The organism is Campylobacter lari (genome assembly GCF_004357905.1).
Lineage (GTDB): Bacteria > Campylobacterota > Campylobacteria > Campylobacterales > Campylobacteraceae > Campylobacter_D > Campylobacter_D lari_D.
On record NZ_SMTT01000004.1, the window covers coordinates 103,127 to 121,366 of the forward strand.

The 18,240-nt window shown below is 29.8% G+C and carries 18 protein-coding genes; 3 read left to right on the forward strand and 15 right to left on the reverse strand.

The features are described 5' to 3' along the window. Positions 1 to 45: 45 nt before the first annotated feature. On the forward strand, positions 46 to 630 hold the full coding sequence (locus E2O22_RS04560; protein WP_133319433.1) for an NAD(P)H-dependent oxidoreductase: 585 nt from the start codon (positions 46 to 48) through the stop codon (positions 628 to 630). Here E2O22_RS04560 and E2O22_RS04565 read toward each other — a convergent pair. From E2O22_RS04565 to lgt, 6 genes are all read right to left on the reverse strand, one after another. Then, entirely contained in the window at positions 620 to 2,437 is a 1,818-nt protein-coding gene (locus E2O22_RS04565) for a dynamin family protein (RefSeq protein WP_133319434.1), read from the reverse strand. The genes E2O22_RS04560 and E2O22_RS04565 overlap by 11 nt on opposite strands. Then, positions 2,427 to 4,652 (reverse strand): dynamin family protein, encoded by a 2,226-nt coding sequence (locus E2O22_RS04570; RefSeq protein WP_133319435.1) that lies wholly within the window; start codon positions 4,650 to 4,652, stop codon positions 2,427 to 2,429. Before E2O22_RS04570 ends, E2O22_RS04565 begins: the two co-directional genes overlap by 11 nt. Then, the gene (locus E2O22_RS04575; protein WP_012661078.1) at positions 4,630 to 5,355 is read right to left on the reverse strand and encodes a fumarate reductase iron-sulfur subunit; all 726 of its coding nucleotides are present in this window, start codon (positions 5,353 to 5,355) and stop codon (positions 4,630 to 4,632) included. Before E2O22_RS04575 ends, E2O22_RS04570 begins: the two co-directional genes overlap by 23 nt. Further along, on the reverse strand, positions 5,348 to 7,339 hold the full coding sequence (locus E2O22_RS04580) for a fumarate reductase flavoprotein subunit (RefSeq protein WP_133319436.1): 1,992 nt from the start codon (positions 7,337 to 7,339) through the stop codon (positions 5,348 to 5,350). Before E2O22_RS04580 ends, E2O22_RS04575 begins: the two co-directional genes overlap by 8 nt. Next, positions 7,323 to 8,102, reverse strand: a complete 780-nt coding sequence (locus E2O22_RS04585) for a fumarate reductase cytochrome b subunit (RefSeq protein WP_070255907.1) — start codon at positions 8,100 to 8,102, stop codon at positions 7,323 to 7,325. The genes E2O22_RS04580 and E2O22_RS04585 overlap by 17 nt, the downstream gene beginning before the upstream one ends. Positions 8,103 to 8,179: 77 nt before the next feature. Further along, positions 8,180 to 8,995 carry a prolipoprotein diacylglyceryl transferase gene (lgt, locus tag E2O22_RS04590; protein ID WP_133319437.1) on the reverse strand — a complete coding sequence of 272 codons (816 nt, stop codon included), beginning with the start codon at positions 8,993 to 8,995 and terminating at the stop codon, positions 8,180 to 8,182. Positions 8,996 to 9,067: 72 nt separating this feature from the next. On the opposite strand from lgt, the gene E2O22_RS04595 reads away from it, so the two are divergent. Then, positions 9,068 to 9,865, forward strand: coding sequence for a membrane lipoprotein lipid attachment site-containing protein (locus E2O22_RS04595; protein ID WP_133319438.1), 798 nt, complete (start codon positions 9,068 to 9,070; stop codon positions 9,863 to 9,865). Here E2O22_RS04595 and E2O22_RS04600 read toward each other — a convergent pair. Genes E2O22_RS04600 through E2O22_RS04625 form a run of 6 tightly spaced genes read right to left on the reverse strand, consistent with a single transcriptional unit; the run spans position 9,852 to position 14,041 of the window. Beyond that, positions 9,852 to 10,391: a hypothetical protein gene (locus tag E2O22_RS04600; protein ID WP_070255897.1), complete on the reverse strand. Its 540-nt coding sequence runs from the start codon at positions 10,389 to 10,391 to the stop codon at positions 9,852 to 9,854. The two genes, E2O22_RS04595 and E2O22_RS04600, sit on opposite strands and share 14 nt — an antisense overlap. After that, entirely contained in the window at positions 10,375 to 10,929 is a 555-nt protein-coding gene (locus E2O22_RS04605; protein ID WP_133319439.1) for a hypothetical protein, read from the reverse strand. Before E2O22_RS04605 ends, E2O22_RS04600 begins: the two co-directional genes overlap by 17 nt. After that, positions 10,926 to 11,891 carry a DUF8341 domain-containing protein gene (locus E2O22_RS04610; RefSeq protein WP_133319440.1) on the reverse strand — a complete coding sequence of 322 codons (966 nt, stop codon included), beginning with the start codon at positions 11,889 to 11,891 and terminating at the stop codon, positions 10,926 to 10,928. Before E2O22_RS04610 ends, E2O22_RS04605 begins: the two co-directional genes overlap by 4 nt. Positions 11,892 to 11,896: 5 nt before the next feature. Beyond that, positions 11,897 to 12,520, reverse strand: coding sequence for a lysophospholipid acyltransferase family protein (locus E2O22_RS04615; protein WP_133319441.1), 624 nt, complete (start codon positions 12,518 to 12,520; stop codon positions 11,897 to 11,899). Beyond that, on the reverse strand, positions 12,504 to 13,802 hold the full coding sequence (gene miaB, locus E2O22_RS04620; RefSeq protein ID WP_133319442.1) for a tRNA (N6-isopentenyl adenosine(37)-C2)-methylthiotransferase MiaB: 1,299 nt from the start codon (positions 13,800 to 13,802) through the stop codon (positions 12,504 to 12,506). Before miaB ends, E2O22_RS04615 begins: the two co-directional genes overlap by 17 nt. Further along, the gene (locus tag E2O22_RS04625) at positions 13,799 to 14,041 is read right to left on the reverse strand and encodes an HP0268 family nuclease (RefSeq protein ID WP_070255886.1); all 243 of its coding nucleotides are present in this window, start codon (positions 14,039 to 14,041) and stop codon (positions 13,799 to 13,801) included. Before E2O22_RS04625 ends, miaB begins: the two co-directional genes overlap by 4 nt. Positions 14,042 to 14,164: 123 nt before the next feature. On the opposite strand from E2O22_RS04625, the gene nusA reads away from it, so the two are divergent. Continuing rightward, positions 14,165 to 15,256 carry a transcription termination factor NusA gene (gene nusA / locus E2O22_RS04630; RefSeq protein WP_133319443.1) on the forward strand — a complete coding sequence of 364 codons (1,092 nt, stop codon included), beginning with the start codon at positions 14,165 to 14,167 and terminating at the stop codon, positions 15,254 to 15,256. On the opposite strand, the gene E2O22_RS04635 is transcribed toward nusA, so the two are convergent. From E2O22_RS04635 to E2O22_RS04645, 3 genes are read right to left on the reverse strand one after another with little or no spacing between them, the layout of a single operon-like run. Beyond that, positions 15,253 to 15,606: a M14 family metallopeptidase gene (locus E2O22_RS04635; protein ID WP_039625388.1), complete on the reverse strand. Its 354-nt coding sequence runs from the start codon at positions 15,604 to 15,606 to the stop codon at positions 15,253 to 15,255. The two genes, nusA and E2O22_RS04635, sit on opposite strands and share 4 nt — an antisense overlap. Then, positions 15,603 to 16,976, reverse strand: a complete 1,374-nt coding sequence (locus E2O22_RS04640) for a cytochrome P450 (protein ID WP_133319444.1) — start codon at positions 16,974 to 16,976, stop codon at positions 15,603 to 15,605. The genes E2O22_RS04635 and E2O22_RS04640 overlap by 4 nt, the downstream gene beginning before the upstream one ends. Positions 16,977 to 16,985: 9 nt before the next feature. Continuing rightward, positions 16,986 to 18,116, reverse strand: a complete 1,131-nt coding sequence (locus tag E2O22_RS04645) for a DUF829 domain-containing protein (RefSeq protein WP_133319445.1) — start codon at positions 18,114 to 18,116, stop codon at positions 16,986 to 16,988. Positions 18,117 to 18,240: the final 124 nt, after the last annotated feature.

Genomic DNA, 18,240 nt, shown 5'->3' on the forward strand with positions numbered 1-18,240 from the left:
AGTTATAGTTAAATTATAATTTTAAAAAACATAAAAAGGAAAAATATGCAAAAAGTATTATTATTAAATGGTGCAAAAGAATTTGGACACTCCAAAGGAAGACTAAACACAAGCTTGCATGAGCTTGCACTTAAGACTTTACAAGAACTTGGTTTACAAACCCAACAAACACACATAGATCAAGGCTATAACACAAACGATGAGGTAGAAAAAATTCTAAATGCTGATGTTTTGATTTGGCAAATGCCTGGTTGGTGGATGGGAGAGCCTTGGATAGTGAAAAAATACATTGACGATGTTTTCACAGCAGGACATGGAGTATTTTATAAAAACGATGGTAGAAGTCATAATGAACCTACTAAGAATTATGGCACAGGTGGGCTTTTAAAAAATAAAAAATACATGCTTTCGCTAACTTGGAATGCTCCAATGCAAGCTTTTGATGATGAGAATGAATTCTTTAATGGAGCCGGAGTTGATGGAGTGTATTTACACTTTCACAAAGCACATGAGTTTTTAGGAATGAGTGCTTTGCCTACTTTCATAGCAAATGATGTAATCAAAAATCCTCAAGTACAAGAATATTTCACAAATTATAAAGCGCACTTAGAAAAAATTTTTAAAGCTTAGAAATTTGGGATTTGATGCTAGAAATCATTGATTTTTTAGCCTCAAATTCACTTTTTAAATTCAAAATAATCTGTCTTTTAGTCTCAATAAAATCAACAAAACTTTGCATATAATTTTTATAAATTTTTAAAACTACAGGCTTATTTAAAAGCAAATCTTCAAATTCATATACATTAAGCTCGGTTAATACTCTTTGATGTACTTCACTTGCTTTAGGATGATACAAGCTAAACTCAGTGCTATCAAGCTCGTAAAATTCTTTACTTGCATTCATTTTAGTACTAAAAAATCCCAAAGTAAGTTTAGTAGCACTTTCATAATTTGCCAAAGCCTTTAGATTAAGCTTTTCTAAAAATAAATCAAGTTCAAGTTGGCTTTTAAACAATAATTGTTTAAAATCTTTTAAAAAAAGTTCTTCACTAGCACTAGCAAAGCTTCTAAAACTAGCAAATTCTTTTTCACTTTCTAAGGCATTTTCTTTTTGTAAATTTGAAAATTGAGCCTTAAAAAGCAAAATTTGCTCTTCTAAATGAGTAAAAAATAAGGAAAAATCATCTTTAATTTGACTAAATTCTAAAGCGATTTCATTTTTTAATCTTTTAAATTCCTTATTCATTGCTTCAGAGTTATAAAACATAGCCAAAAATGCATCATCACTTGAAAGATATGGTGCTTTATAAGCAACTTTTTCATAAAGATTTTTCTTAAATAAACCCTTAGCTTCTTTATAATAACTACTATCTTTTTCTTTGATAAATTTTAAAATTTCTTGAGCAATTTTTTCTCCAACAAGTTTTAATTTATCTAAACAATTATGATTTAAAATTTTGATTTTTTGCTCTAGTTTGCTTGCTTTGAAAGTTTGCAAAACAGTATTAAATTTAAGCTCTAATTGCTCTAGCGCATTTTGAAACAAATCATATTGATTTGACAAAAGTTCACATAAATTACTAAGTTTTTCTTTAATAAAATCTTTTTTAATGCACTCATAATCAAGTTTTTTTAAATACTCATAAAGTAAAGGTAAATTTGACTTTTGCAAATCAAATTTTGCCTCTTTGCATGAAATTGCGATGATTTTTTCAAAATACTTATCAAAAACTAAATGTGCATAATTTAAAACATTTTCTAGCTCATCTTGACTTAACTTATCTTTTTGATTAAGTACACAAATTCCACCACGCTCTAAAAGCTTAGTATTTGCCTTTATGGCTTCTTCTTCACTTTTTTTGCCTGCATTATCAATCAAACTAAGCCAAATAGCACTATGCATAAAAGAAAGCTCTTTAAAAGTAGTTAGCGTATCGGTGGTGTTTGCATTTAAACCCGGGGTATCTATAAGTGTGATATCTTTTAAAAGCTCAATAGGTGCAAAAAGGTGCAAACTTTTAGTTTCTTTTAGCTCATTTCTTTGATCGCTAAATTTAGAAAGTTCGTCTATATCAACAATCTCATCACTGCCATCTTCATATTCAACTCTTAAAAAATACTCCTTAGCATAGCGTAAAAAAGTGGGCTTAAAAGTCACTGGCACCACGCCTGTTGGCAGGCATTCTTTTTGTAAAATTAAATTTAAAAGCGTGGATTTACCACTGGAAAATTGCCCTATAATGGCCACATTAATGGCTCTTTTATAGCTAGCTATAATCATTTCAAGATCTTTTAAAAACACATCATTTAAATGCAAACTTGGTTCTAAAAATGCATTCTTGATTGCTAAAATCTTTCCTTCAAAACTATCATCAAAGCTTTTACAATAAGCATTTTCATAAGCTTTTAAAAAATCATTAATCAAATCATTTTGCATTTAAAAGCTCCGTTTTTAAAGTCTTTAAACTTTGTAATTTTGTATTGTTTTTTTCTAAAAACTCTTTGGAGTTTTGCTCGTTTTGTTCTATTTGCAAAATCAAGTCTTTTAAGTCTTTGATTTGCTCTTCTTGCTCTTTTTCATATAAATTCAAACTAAGCTCTAAATTAGTAAAAAATTCTTGATTATTTTTTAAATCTAGTGCGATTTTTTCTATATTAAATGTTTGTAATTTTTCTAAAATTTGATTTTCTAAAGAGCTTTCTAGTTTATAAATATCTTGCGTGGATTCTAAATTTTTTAAAAGTCCTGCTTTTAATGCCATAAAAAGATCATTGGTAAAAATGCTTTCTATTTTTGTTTCAACCTTACTTTTAAAATCATCACAATTTTGCTCTAAAATAGCTTTTAAAAAATCATATTTCACACTTAGTGTGGTTTTAAGCTCATTAACCTTATACTCACTTTGCTGTTTTAACTCTCTTAAAAGATCAAAAATTCCATCTTTTAAAGTCGTATCAATGATAATATTTAGTCTTTGAGTGTTGTTTTTGATTTTATTATTTTGATTATATTTTAACTCATCTATAAGTTTTTCTTTTAATTTTTTAGCTAGTAAATGCAAAAGTGTTAAAATTTCTTGAGTATTTTCATCTTTTGTGTTAAAAATAGCACTTAGTTCTGCTTTTACTTGCATTAATTTTTCTTTTTTTGCTTTAAAATCGTTGATAATAGTTTGATTTTGCTTATCAAGCTCAAAGCTTTCATAATTTAGCATTTTATTAGAAAATTTAATTTTTTCTTCTATTTTTTCTAAATGTAATAATAATTCTTTTTTATAAGCACTTAGAGCAATTTTGTTTTTATCATATAAGCTTTTAGCTATAAGTTCTTCTAGTGTTAAAATATTACTTTGTTCTAAATTCCCACCTTTTTTTTGATAAAAATCATTAGCTAATTTTGAAGAAATACACACAAAATCTAAATTATTTAATAATTCTTGGCTAAGCTGCTTTTGTGCTAAATTTTCTTTGAGTCTATTTTTAGTATAGCTAATTACTTCTTGCAAGTCTTTTTGACTAAGCAAGTCAGCCTTAGTAAGCACAATTAAAAGCTTACTTACCCTTGAAGTTAACAAACATTCTATAATAAAATCACAATCTTTTTGACTAAGACTTTGAGAAGCATTCATAAGGTGGATTAAAAAGTCAGCCTTGCTTATATACGCTTTTGTTAAAAGTTCTCTTTGGATAATAACATCATCAAGTCCTGGAGTATCAACTATACAAACATTATCTTTTAAAAAATCAAGCGATGAAAAAAGTTCTATTTTTTTAATAAGTGCTGAGATTTTGTTTTTTGCACTAGTGTAATTTTTTAATTCTTCAATTTTTATTTCTATATTTTTATTTTCTTTTTCAAGATATTCATTTAGATTAAAATTTTGCTCTAATTGTTTTATAAGTTCTTGCATGTCTTGATTATCTTTAGAGCTTTTTAAAATATCTTGCCATTCTTCATCACTCCAAAAATATATCTTAGCTTTTTGATCTTTGCCGTATTTTAAAACACTCAAATTTGCAGTTTCAGGCACATTAGATACACCTAAAAAATCTTTTTTTAAAAGCGCATTTAGCATGCTTGATTTACCTGCATTTACCACACCCGTTACCGCGATAGAAAAATCAATATTACTAAATTTAACCAAAGCTTCTTGTAAGAGTTTTTGAGCTTTTTCATCCTCGCAAAGCTCTTGTAAGTTTTGATTAATGAGATCTAGTGTTTGATGTGAGTTTTTAACTTCTTGCTTGTAATCTTTTTGAATAACTTTTTGCCTAGATACAAAAGCACATATTAAAGTATTATTGGTGATTTTTTGAAGTTTTTCCAAAGCTTTTAAAAGCTCGTTTTTGTCTAAAATTCCCAAATTTAAAGCATTAATAAAACAAACCTGTGCATACTGTATACCATAAAGATCTAAGCGTAAATTTAAACTTTTCATCAAATTTTTAAATTCATTTAAAGCGCTAAATCTTTCATAATTATCAAGATTAGTACTTAAAAGAATTGCTGCTTTTTGAGCATCAATTAAACTTTCATCAAAAAGTGTATTTGTATCAAGATAAACACTATGATTTTGCCAAATTTGTTTTAGTAAGGTTTTAAGTGCCCCCTTTTCTTGGGGGCTAGGATTATTTGTTTCTTTGAGCGACAAGCTGTCTTCTCATATAAGCAATTTTACTTTGTAAAGGTAGTTCTTTTGGACAATTATCTTCACATGCAAGTAAAGACATACATCCAAATACACCATCATCATCGCCCACTAATTCATAAAAATCCTCTATAGTTCTGTGATCATGTGGATCTTGTAAATATCTAGCTGTTCTTAAAAGCCCAGTAGCTGCGATAAAGTCAGGTCTCATCAACTTAGTCGCACAAGAAGCAACACAAATTCCACACTCTATACAACGATCAAGTTCAAAAGTCTCATCAGCAACTTCTGGCTCAATACGCTCTTCAAGTTTAGAAATATCTGTTTCTTTTTCATTATGCACCCAGCTTTCAACGCGCTTACACATACCATCAAACCACTCACCTGTATTAACACTCAAATCTTTAATATGTCTAAATGCAGGCAAAGGCATAAGCTCTATAACGCCATCTGGATAGTCTTTTGTCAATGTTTTACAAGCAAGTTTTGGCTTACCATTGATCATCATAGCACAGCTTCCACAAATCCCTGCTCTACATACAAAGTCAAAACTCAAATCCGCATCCATTTTTTCTCTGATTTGAGTTAAGCACACAAAAATCGTCATAAATGGAGTTTCTTCAAGCTCATAAGTAACAAAATGAGGCTTAGAAATTTTACTTAATGGATTATATTTAAATGCTCTTATTGTTAATTTTCTACTCATAATCAACTCCTATTCTTTGATTTGGCGCTTTAAATTTAGCTTGCAATTCATAAGGCATTAAAGCATGTTGAATTTCATATCTACCTTTGCCTTCTGCTTCCATTTTTTCACGGATCGCATCAACTTCAGCTTGGCGTTTTTCACTTAATGGGTTTTCAATGATATTTCCTTTAGCACCATAACCTCTAAATGCAGGTGGGATTTCCATTTTCATAATGTCAAGATCTTCATACTCAACTCTAGGCATACTTTCACCTTCTACCCAGTAAGTATTTGTTCTTTTCATCCAATTTAAGTCATCTCTTTTTGGATAATCTTCTCTATAATGAGCCCCACGGCTTTCTGTTCTTAAAAGTGCACCATAAGCAACACATAAAGCAATTTTTAGCATTCTTGGAACCCTGTAAGCTTCTTCAAGTTCTGGATTTGCACATTTTAATTCTTTATCATGTACTTTTAAATCAAGTGATTTTTGATACAATTCTTCAAGCTCTTTAACCGCTTCTTCAAGACCTTGACCTGTTCTAAAGATAGCTACTTTTTCCCACATAATGTCTTTCATTCTGTTTTTGATTTCAAAGACATCATGCTTTCCTTCTTTACTTACAAGAGATTTTAAGTAATCATACTCTTTAGAAAGGAAAGATTTAACGATGTTTGTATCAATTTCTGAACCATTTTCTTTACAATATTGTGCAAAATAATCCCCTACGATCATACCTGCAACAACAGTTTCTGAACATGAATTTCCACCCAAGCGGTTAAATCCGTGCATGTCCCAACAAGCTGCCTCACCACATGCAAAAAGACCATTTAGCCATTGACTTTCACCGGTTGGTTTTGTTCTAATACCACCCATTGAGTAATGTTGCATAGGTAAAACTGGCGCCCAGCCTTTTGGACCCTCATCAGCAGGATCAATACCATTAAATGTTTTACAAATATCTTGAACATCACGAAGATTTTTTTCAACATGAGCACGACCAAGGATAGAAATATCAAGCCATAAATGATCTCCATAAGGGCTTTTTACTCCTTTTCCTTTTCTAATATGCTCCATCATTCTACGACTTACAACATCCCTACTTGCAAGTTCTTTTTTCTCAGGTTCATAATCAGGCATGAAGCGGTAACCATCAACATCTCTTAAGATACCACCATCACCTCTACAACCTTCAGTTAGTAAGATACCACTTGGCACGATTGGAGTTGGATGAAATTGCACTGCTTCCATATTTGAAAGTCTGCAAAGTCCAGTTTCAAGTGCAATAGCAGCTCCCGTACCTTCACAAATAACAGCATTTGTAGTTTGTTTATAAATTCTACCATAACCACCTGTTGCAATCATAGTTCCTCTAGCAACATAAGCAATTAATTCTCCATTAGTTAAATCTCTAGCAATAGCTCCTAAACATTTTTTACCATCATGAATTAATCTTACTGCTTCCATTCTATCAATGATTTTCACTTGATGTTTAATCGCTTCATTTGCCACACCATATAACATACAATGCCCTGTTGCATCAGCTATATAACATGTTCTCCATTTTTTAGTACCACCAAAGTCTCTTGCATTTATAAGACCATGCGCTTCTTCTTTTTCTTCGATAGTAGTTTTTTGAGCGTTTATAACAACAGTTCTAGGTCCTTTTGTAACTCTAGTCCAAGGCACACCCCAAGCAGCAAGCTCACGAACCGCTTTTGGAGCAGTTTGCGCAAACATTCTAGCTACTTCTTGATCACAGCCCCAATCAGATCCTTTTACTGTGTCAGCAAAATGCACATCTTCATTATCACCTTCGCCTTTTACACTATTTCCTAAACTTGCTTGCATACCACCTTGTACAGCAGCTGAGTGAGATCTTTTAACTGGACAAATACTTAATAAAGTTACACTCTGACCACTTTTTGCAACTTCAATAGCAGCTCTTAAACCTGCAAGACCACCACCAATAACTAAAGCATCACTATATTGTATGTTCATATTTAGCTCCATCATAAGTTTTTACTATTTGTGCTACAGAGTTGTTTTGGTAATTATTAAGACCTATTTTTGCAAAAGCAGCTAAGCTTAATACACCTAAAACTAAGAAGAAAATACTAATAAACCATTTTGCTTTTTTAAGTTTTTTACGACTTTCTTTTGCATCTTTACCTTCAAACCAACCCCATTTTACACATAATCTATATAAACCAATACTTCCATGCAACTCAACACAGATTAATAAGGCAATATAAAATAACCACATAAAATGACTTACCACTCTATCGCCTGACATATCAGCACTGATTTTATCTGCATTAGTTATAACAAAAATCAAATGCGCTGAACCTAGGAAAAACATTACAAAACCAGTTGCAGCTTGAACCCACCATAAAGAAGAATCACCATGATTCATATATTTTAAGTGTGTTCTACAAAGTTGATATTGTCTAAAATTGATAGGAAATTTTCTCATTGCAAGACCTGCATGCACAAAGAAAATCACTAAAACACAGGCGGCTAAAAAAGAAGTGATGTAGCTCATCATAGGGCTATCAATGATAAATTTTAGTTCCAAAAAGTGAACTACCGAATCAAAAAAATCATCACTAACCAAAATGGTAGAAACGAAAAACATATGTGCCCACATAAACAAGCCTAAAATCAAGCCTGTTGCACTTTGAATATAGTCAAGTTTTGCTGGCATTTTGCTTTTTTTGCCATCAACACTCTTGCCTAAAAAACCTTCAATGAGTTGGCTCATATTTACTCCTTTAAAAAGTTGATAATTTATAATATCGGAGCAATTATAGAACTTTTATTCTTAAAAAAAATAAAAATTTATAAATTTTTTTTAATATTTCTTAAATAAAAAGATAAAATTAGTCCTAATAAAAACATTATAATACTTAAAATTTGGCCCATACTCATACCAAAAGCAACAAAGCCTATACCAAAGTCAGGCTCTCTATAAAACTCACAAACAAAACGCGCTAAAGCATAAAAAATTGTATAATAAGCAATAAGCTCTCCATTGTATTTTTTATATTTTTTTATCAATAATAAAATAATAAAAACTATAAAACCTTCTAAAAATGCTTCATAAAGTTGCGAAGGATGACGCAATACCCCATCTACATAAATACCCCAAGGTACATCCGTAGCTCTACCAAATAGCTCTTGATTTAAAAAATTTCCAATACGCCCAAAAATATAACCACATGGCACACTAATAGCAACCAAATCTAAATATTTCCATAAATTTTGTTTATTTTTTTTACAAAAAGCATAAGTTGCTATTAAAAATCCTATAACAGCACCATGGTAACTCATACCTCTAATTCCTACAAATTCTCCATTATAAAAAGGATTAAAAATTTGCCAAGGATGCGTAAGATACCATAAAGTATTTGCATCATAAATTAAAATATAACCCAATCTTGCACCTAAAATTACACCAATTTCCACCCATATAAAATAACTATCAAGCATAGCTTTTGAAATTCCCATATTGTCTTTAATAGCATAGTATTTTGCAACCATTAAAGCAACAAGTAAGGCTAATACATACATAATACCATACCAATGCACTTTTAAACCAAAAATTTCAAAAGCCACTACATCAAAATTTGCATAAATATTTTGCCAAAATTCCATAAAAAAGCCTTTATAATAAAACACATAATATAGCAAAAAATTGTATAATTATAAAAATAACAAGGAGAGAAAATGAAAAAAATATTATTATTTTTTAGCATAATTTTATTTTTAAGTGCTTGCACTGGTAATCAAAAAACTTATTATATTTCTATGCCAAGTTTTAAAAGTTCTTTTGAAAAACATAACAATACAAAAGAAAATAGCCCAAAAGTTAAAATCAATGAAATAGAAATTATTAAAAATACTTTTTATAGTTCTTATTTTGAACAATCTACCCTAAATCAAAGAATCAATAAAAGCCTAGAATTACTAAAAAAACAGCTATTTAAAGATAGTAAAGCACTATTAGAAAGTAAAGGATATACTATAGATAATGAAAATCCTGATTATGCTTTTAATATTACCATCAGTGCTAACTTATATGAGGATAAAGTTACAAGAAATTCAAGTCTTGGAGGCGATAGTGTAGAATCTTCTTTTATGATTATTTTAGAAGCTCAAAGTCATTTAAATAATTTGCATCAAGAAGATACCTTCCAAAGCACAACAAGCTCTGCAAAATTAAATGATCCTATTATTTTAAACTATCCTATAAAAGGTCAAGCAAGTATAGAAAGTTTTAGACAAGTTTATAGTGCTGTCCCAACCCAAGTAAATGAAAGTCTTGCAGCTAGTGCTTTGGAAATTGATAAAGTTTTTATTGCTTTTTACAAAGAAATCACTTCTAGTTTAAAAACCAATATAAAAGAAATCAAGGAAGAATCAAAAGCACAAGAAAATTTAGAAGCTCAAGATATAAAACAAGATAGTAAAAAGGAAGAAAAAATCTCTCCTTATCAAAATAATGAAGTAATTATTTTTGAATAGCTAAAGCATGAAACACTTTGATTCTAAATTTAAGATCAATGTGTTTTTCTTCTGATTTAAATTCAACAGGCGTACTTATTTCTATTAAATTTTTATATCTTTGTAAATCATTTAAAAAAGAATAAAAAGCTTGTGGATTTTTCATCTTTACGCTAACTCCAAATTGATATTTTAAATATTCTTGTCTTTTTTTAATAGGAATAAGATTTATTTTGACATCATCAAAATAATTTTTCATAAAATCCATTAATTCTTTTTGAGAAAATTCCGCATTGATTTGAGCTAAATTTTGCGCGTTTGTACTTTGAAAATCTCTAATAACCTTTTCCAAAGCTTGTAATTCATTTAATGCTTTGGTGTTTTGAATTTGTTGAGCGGCTAATCTGGAATGTTCGATTTTATAATCCTTCAAAAAGGGTACAATTAAGAATAAAATCAATATTGCACAAAGTGCAACAAATGAAAAAGAGTAAATCAATATCTTTAATATATCAGCTTCTTCTAAGCTCTTATCTTTTTTGTTCATACATTTCCTCTGGTATAGTAATATTTACACTAACAAAGCGATACCACCCATTTTCTAATTGATAATAGCTTGTTTGAGAATTTGAAAAAATACTTCTTAATGGGGCTTCCAACAACAAGGCAAACATTTCTTTAGTAGGTGTAATACCTCTTAAAATAAGCGACCTATCTTCCATTAAAACCTCATCTAAAGATATATTTTTAGGCACTAAAGTAAAAAGGTTTTGAATACTTTTTAATAAAACTTTATTTTTACCATTCTCTCGTTCTTGTTCTAAATCCCCTAAAATCATTTCTGCTTTATTATTTTGTTTTACTAATTCTTGATATTTAAGTTTATTGGAATTAATTTGAGCTATGATTTGAGCCAATTCTTTTTTCTTATCATCAAGTTGCACAGATGCATAGTAGCTTTTAAAAACAACAACAATAAACACCACAAAAATCAAAGACACACTAATACTAGTAAAATAAATCCAAATTCTAGTAAAAAGATTAAAAACTGGTTTTATCTTAGGCTTTATTAAACTATATCTCATAGCTTCAAATCCTTAACTACAAGCTCATTCATCAAATTTAAAGTATCTATAAGCTCTACTTTTGGCTTTATAAAAAGCTCATTTTCTAAATAATCTAGCGAGGTTGCACTAAAACTTTCCTCATCAAAAATTACAATTTCTTCTAAAAAACTATTATCATACAAAGGATTATGATAAAATTCTTTTACACTTGAAATGATGTATTCTATCATTTTCATATCTGAACTAAAATTTTCTAAAGATTCCATAGGAAGCTGCTCTTCATTCTCATCTAAATCTTCAAGCTTATCAAGTTCTTTACTCATCTCTTCTAAACTTTTTAAATCATAATTTTGTTCATTTTCTTCTTCTTGGCTTTCATCATCAATTTGCAAATCAAATTCTTCTTTAATGTCATCAAAAAAATCAACTTCGTCATAATTTTGACTAGCTATATTAAAATAACTTCCAAATAATATAATCTCATTTTTACAAATTAACATCGCAACAAAATCATGATATCTATACACATAAAGGCCTATTTTTTCTTCAAAACCTCTATTTGCTATACAATGATAAAGCAAAGAAAAAGGTGAGTAAAGCAAATCTAAACCACCAAAAGCTTCATAATCTTCTTTGTAAGAACTCAAAGATTGATTGGAAACATACAACAAAGCATTATTAAAAGGAATACATTTAACATTATTTGCTTCTACTCCAAAATTAGAAAGCTCTTTGAAATTTGAACTTGGCACTACACCTTGAGCAATAGGTGTAAAAAAAGTACAAATATAATAAATTTGAAAGTCTTTACTTAAATTTTTAACATATTCTATTGCTTTTTCTTTATCTTCAAAACTTTTTTCAAAAGTATCAACTGGTTGAGATTTTTTCCAAGTATGACATCTTATAATGTATTGTTTTTCATCATAACAAATACAAATTAAAAGCTGTAAAATATACTTTCTAAAAAAAGATAACATGGTGTTTATCCTTTATCTATTTGACTTATCATATCAAATTTTTCTTTTATCAATACTTTAGCTTCTTCTAAATTTAAATTTTGTATTTTGATTTCTTCACTTAATCTATAAGTAATCTTAGAAAAAGGCTTAGGTAAGATCATTTTATCCCAACTTTTAAATTCCCAAAAAGAACTTGCTTCATAATTTAGCAAAAAAAGTGGAGCATTTTTTTTTAAAGCTATCATCACAGAACCATCTGAAACACTATGATAAGGTCCTCTTGGCCCATCTGGAGTGATAATCACATCATCGCCTTGATCTAAAATTTTAAAAGATTGTTTCAATAAAGCCAAGGCACCTTTGCTTGTGCTACCTCTTAAAGCATCCAAACCAAAAAAAGCAATATTTCTAGCAATGATTTCTCCATCTTTATGGTGTGAAATCATCACATAAGCTTTTTTTCCTTTAATACCCATTTTACGATAAGCAAAAGGCATTAGAGCAAGACGCCCATGCCAAAAAAGTATCACACATGATCTTTTTGGAAGCTTTTGCCCTAAATAAACCTTTCTACAAGTTAAAAAAATTAGCCATTGTAATAAAAAAATTCCAAAAGCTAAAAGATTAATCTTAAAGGATTTCACCATTTAACACCATACGCCTAGGATTGGTGATTTTTACTTTTTTCATTTGTCCTAATAGCTCTTCACTGCCTTTAACTTGAATCAAAAAATTATTATCACTTCTACCTGCTACAAAACCTTCACTTCTTAATTCTTCAAATAAAACTTCAAATTCTTTATCTTTTTGTTTTACAACAATTTCATCTAAAATTTCTGTATGTCTTGCTTGTAAAACACTCAAGCGTTTTGAAGCTATATCATCAGGAATTTGATTTGGCATAGTTGCAGCTTTAGTTAATGGTCTTTTAGAGTATTTAAAAGAAAACATTTGCTCAAATCGCACTTTTTCAAGCACATCCATGGTATCTTCAAAGTCTTTATCACTCTCACCTGGAAAAGCCACAATCACATCAGTAGAAATACTCACATCTTTACACATAGAACGAAGTTTCAATGCTCTATCTAAATACCACTCTTTAGTATATCCGCGTTTCATAGCCTTTAAAATTTCACTTGAACCACTTTGCAAAGGCATATGCATAGACTTACAAACTTTAGGATTTTTAGAAAAAACCTCTAAAAATCTATCGTCCATATGCAATGGATGTGGGCTTGTAAAGCGGATACGCTCTAAACCTTCAATTTCACTTAACTTTTCCAAAAGATCTGAAAAATTAATCTTTTCATGTGCATTAGAAAATCTTTTGCCGTAATTGTTAACATTTTGTCCTAGCAAAAAAATCTCTTTAGCACCCTTAGAAACAGCTTTTAATGCTTCATTTTTAATAATCTCAAAAGGTATAGAAATTTCATCTCCTCTTGTGTGAGGCACTATACAATAAGTACAATGCTTATCACAACCTATGGAGATGTTAATATAGGTCTTATAAAGGCTATTTCTAAAATCTGCAAAAGCATAATTACTCTCATCAAAATCTATATCATTACCTAAAAATTTTGGAGTATTTACGGCCTTTGTGATTTTAGAAACATTTCTAGCACCCAAAACAAAATCCACATTAGGAGCACGCTTGAAAATCTCATCTCCCAAATGTGAAGCAGTACAACCACAAACTCCTATTTTAGCTCCATTTTTTTTGATTTTTTCAAAACTTCCAACTTCTGAAAAAAGCTTATGCACAGGCTTTTCACGCACCGAGCAAGTATTGATTAAAATCAAATCTGCTTCTTTTGCATCTTGAGTTAATTCATAATTTTCTTTTTCTTTAAGTTCAGCTATCATGTGCTCTGAATCACGCACATTCATAGCACAACCTAAAGTTTGTATAAAAAGTTTTTTACTCAAAGAATATGTACCTCATACATAAAATCTGCATCATCTAAACCATATTTGATTGTTCTATGATAAACACATTTTCCTTTTTTTTCAAAATGCTCCACCAAAGCGATTAATTGCTTATGGGCATTATCTTTATCGAAATAGAAAAATTTTTGACCTTCTTTATCCACAGCCTTTTCAATACTTTCTAAACTTATACTTTTTGGCTTTTCATCAACAGAGGTTCTTGCTATTTTTAAGTCCATATCATCATCCTCAAGTTTTTTTAATCTGAAATTATAGCAAATTTTACTTTTAATTAAACTTATTAAAGATATAATTTTATTCTTCAAACTTTTAAAATCCAAAATTAAGGTTGTATTGTCATTATGGAAAAAATCACAGATATAATTGAATCCATTGCTAATGAGAAAAATTTACAAATAGAAGATGTAAGAGAAAGAGTTAAAAAAGCACTTATTAATACTGCTAAGAAAATTTATGGCGATAAGTATGAATTTTTTGTTGATTCAGGTAAAAATTTACAACTTTATCAAAAAATCATCGTAGTAGCTGATAATGATGAAAGATTAGAAAATGAAAATGAGCATTTTATCGCTTTAAGTAAAGCAAGGGCAGAGGCTAAAGATATAGAAATTGGTGATGAGCTAACTTATGAATGTTCTTTAGAAAATTTAGGTCGTACTGCTGTAAATATCTTACATAAAGAATTAGAATATAACATTCAAAAACTCTTAGAAGAAAAAATCTATGAAAAATACCAAAAAATGGTAGGACATATGGTTTTTGGTAGCGTAGTAAGAGTAGATAGTGAAGAAAATACTTATGTAGAAATTGATGAGTTTCGTGCATATTTACCTAGAAAAAATCGTATCAAAGGTGAAAAATTTAAAGTTGGCGATGTGATTAAAGCTGTTATTAGACATGTATATATTGATAAATCAGGTATGAGAATGGAGCTTAGTAGAACTAGTCCTAAATTTTTAGAAGCTTTATTAAAAGCTGAAGTTCCTGAAATCAAAGATGACCTTATAAATATTTATGCAAGTGCAAGAATTCCAGGCGAGAGAGCAAAAATCATCTTACAAGCTAATAGCCCGAGTGTTGATGCAGTAGGAGCAACTGTAGGCATAAAAGGAGTTAGAATTAATGCTGTAAGCAAAGAATTAAAAAATGAAAATATCGACTGCATTGAGTATTCTAATGAAATGGCAATTTTAATCACAAGAAGCTTAGCTCCAGCCATTATAAACTCAGTTAGTATCGAAGATAAAAAAGCCATTGTAACGCTAAATAGCGAGCAAAAAAGCAAAGCCATAGGAAAAAGTGGTATTAATATACGCTTAGCTAGCATGCTTCTTGGATATGAGATAGAGCTTAATGAAGTAAATAATGAGGATAAAACTAATAACCAAGAAGAAGCATTTAAAAATCTTAAAGCTTTATTTGGAGAAAATTAAAGTTGCTTACCGACAGTTTGTTCGGTAAGTTTTTTCTTTAAAACCAAATCCACAACCTCTTGCTCTCTTTTATTTGCCTTTTGGCAGTGATTTTTATCAAAAAAATCTGTAATTTTAATAACTATTTTAGCCCATCTTTTATCGCGTTCTCTCCAAGCATGAGATGATAAAGACTCCCAAGCATAACCATTAAACAAAGTAGCATTGACAAAATGATCAAGCGCTCTCACACCTTGTCTAACCCTAGCAGGATTGCCAAAAGTACCCACTATAACAATAAAAAGATAACTAATCACCGCTAAAGGAACGATAGCGCAAAGTAGTATAGTTCCTGCTAATTTTTCTTTCATTTTTGCCTTTTTATAAATCTTATATTCATACCATTTGCTGATCTTATAGTTAATCTTCCTACTATATCAGGTACAAAATTTTCTTCTAATTCTAACTTATAAGTCCTTAAAATATTAGCTAAAATCAAAACAGCCTCTTGCATAGCAAAGCCCTGCCCTATACACACACGCTCTCCCATACCAAAAGGCATATAAGTGTCTTTTTTAATCTTGCTTTTATCTTCATGGCGACTTGGATCAAACTCATGTGGATTTTCCCAAAAACTATCATGTCTATGGATAAGCCATGGAGCCACTACTACACCTGAGCCTTTTTTGATGAGCTTATCTCTCATTTTGTTATCATTTCTTGCTTCTCTAGCAAAAAAGCCAACTGGCGGATAAAGTCTTAAACTTTCTTTAAACACATTTGTAAGATATTTCATCGCTCTAATATACTCTATTTTAAACTCCTCATCGCCTGCAACTTGCATGATTTCTTCATAAGCTTTTTGCTGCTCATTTGGAGAAATACTTAAAATATATAGTGTCCAAGTTAGCGAGCTTGCAGTAGTTTCATGGCCTGCTAAGAAAAGCATGGCAACTTGGTCTAAAATTTCATTAAAAGAAAATCTCTCATTAGTATCTGCATCTACTACCATAAGCAATGATGATAAAATATCTTCATATTTTCCTTGATCATTTAGGGCATTATCATATCTTGGCTTTATAATATCTGATAAAACCTTGCGTATAACTCCACCCGCTTTAAGTCTTTTTCTCTCACCTAAAAGATTTGAAAGCCAAGTTGGGAAGCGAAACATTCTTCGCATAGCTGTTTTAACTGTTTCTTCTTGCACAGTTACAAAAGCATCTAAAACAAGTTTGCCTTTTTGCTCATCAAGTTTTGATGACATGATAGTTCTAAAAATCACATCTGCAGTCACAAAAGTCATAGCTTCATCTACTTCTATAATCGCTTTATCTTCATACTTTGCAAATCTTGCCATCATATCAGAAGCTGCTTCACTCATCAAATCAAAAACTTTAGAAATCCTTGTCATTTCAAAAGAAGGTCTTAAAAGTTCTCTTTGTTTTTCCCATACTCTATCGTTAGTTGTAAAAATACTTATACCCAAAAGTGGCTCCAAAAGCTCATGTAAAAGTTGGCTTTTTGGATATTCTCTAACCTCATCTACCATAATGCGTCTAACTTCTTTTGGATCATTTACTACATATAGATCAAATCCGGGCATTTTTACTCTACCCATCATCATTTTATAGCTTCGCTCATAAAGTCCATCAAGCCAAGATCTTCTTTTTAGTAAAAAAGTAGTTAATGTAGAAGCTTTATTTTTATAAGGCTTTGGATGAAAAGGACACTGACCCATTTTTTCCTCCTATTTGATTTTTTCTTCTAATTTATTTTTACCTATGACAAATTCAAAAAAGTTATATACTCCTTGAATTTGTGTGGCAAATAAATATAAAAAATGTGCTTTATATTTTTCTTTTTTGATTTTTTTATAATCTTTGTTTTTATATAAGGTATGAAATTTAGCCGAAAGGTATTTTGGACTAAATTGTGCTTTTACTCCGCTTGTGCGTATAAAATCAACTTGTGCAAAACAAGCCCCATCAATAATAGAAGTAAAATCATACCATATTAAATTCTTACTTCCTAAATACTCTAAGTCTTTTCTAAACTCAAAAGATCTTTTTTGATAGCTTACCAAAGGTATACACTCACCTAAAGTTAAAACCTTTAAATTTTCAAAAGAAACATTTTCTTTTTCACATTTTCTAAACACTTTTGCTAAAACATTTATGCAAAGCACCGTTCCTACGCTATGTGCGCTTAAGATGAGCTCATAGTTTTTATCATTTGCATTTTCTTTTAGTTTTTCAAAAATAACTCTAGCAAAATCATCTATTCTTAACTCAAGTTCACCTTGAGAATTTTTCTCCCAGTTTGCACAAAAAGAACAAATTCTAGCTATCCAAAAAACAGCTAATTTCTTACCTAGTTTATAAAGCATTTTTGGTAAAAACACTAACGATAAAACAAAAGCTAAAATTCCTAAAATAATATGAAAATTTTGCAAATAAAATAAACTTCCAAAAGCACAAACTAAAGTAAAAATCAAACTCAAAAGCACATAAAAAAATGGATAATAACCTGTGATAAGTTGATGTGGGGATTCTTTACCAAATTTTAAAAAAAGCCCTGTGATGGTATAAATTCTAAAAAAACTATAACAATCACTCAGAGCATCTTTTATACCCTCTGACCAGTTTTTTTTGACTATATCATTCCAGCTTAAAAAGGTATAAGAAGTGCTTGTATGTGGGGTTTGAATTTGCCAAAAAGGATAAATATTAACTTGAGCTTTTGATAAAGTATAATCATAATTTAAAAGTATATTCTGCTCAGCTAAATTTTTTTTAAACATAGCATAATAATGCCTATATCCTCTAGGATCATAACCAGCTATATAAAAAACATCTCTTTTTTGGCATATTTTTTTCATCAACATCCTAAATAAATTTAATACTGAATTTAAAAATATAGCTAAAGTTGTTATCTTTGTCAAATACCTATTTAAAGATAAAATGAGGGGTTTTTACTCTGAAATTATTCATTAAAAAATATTT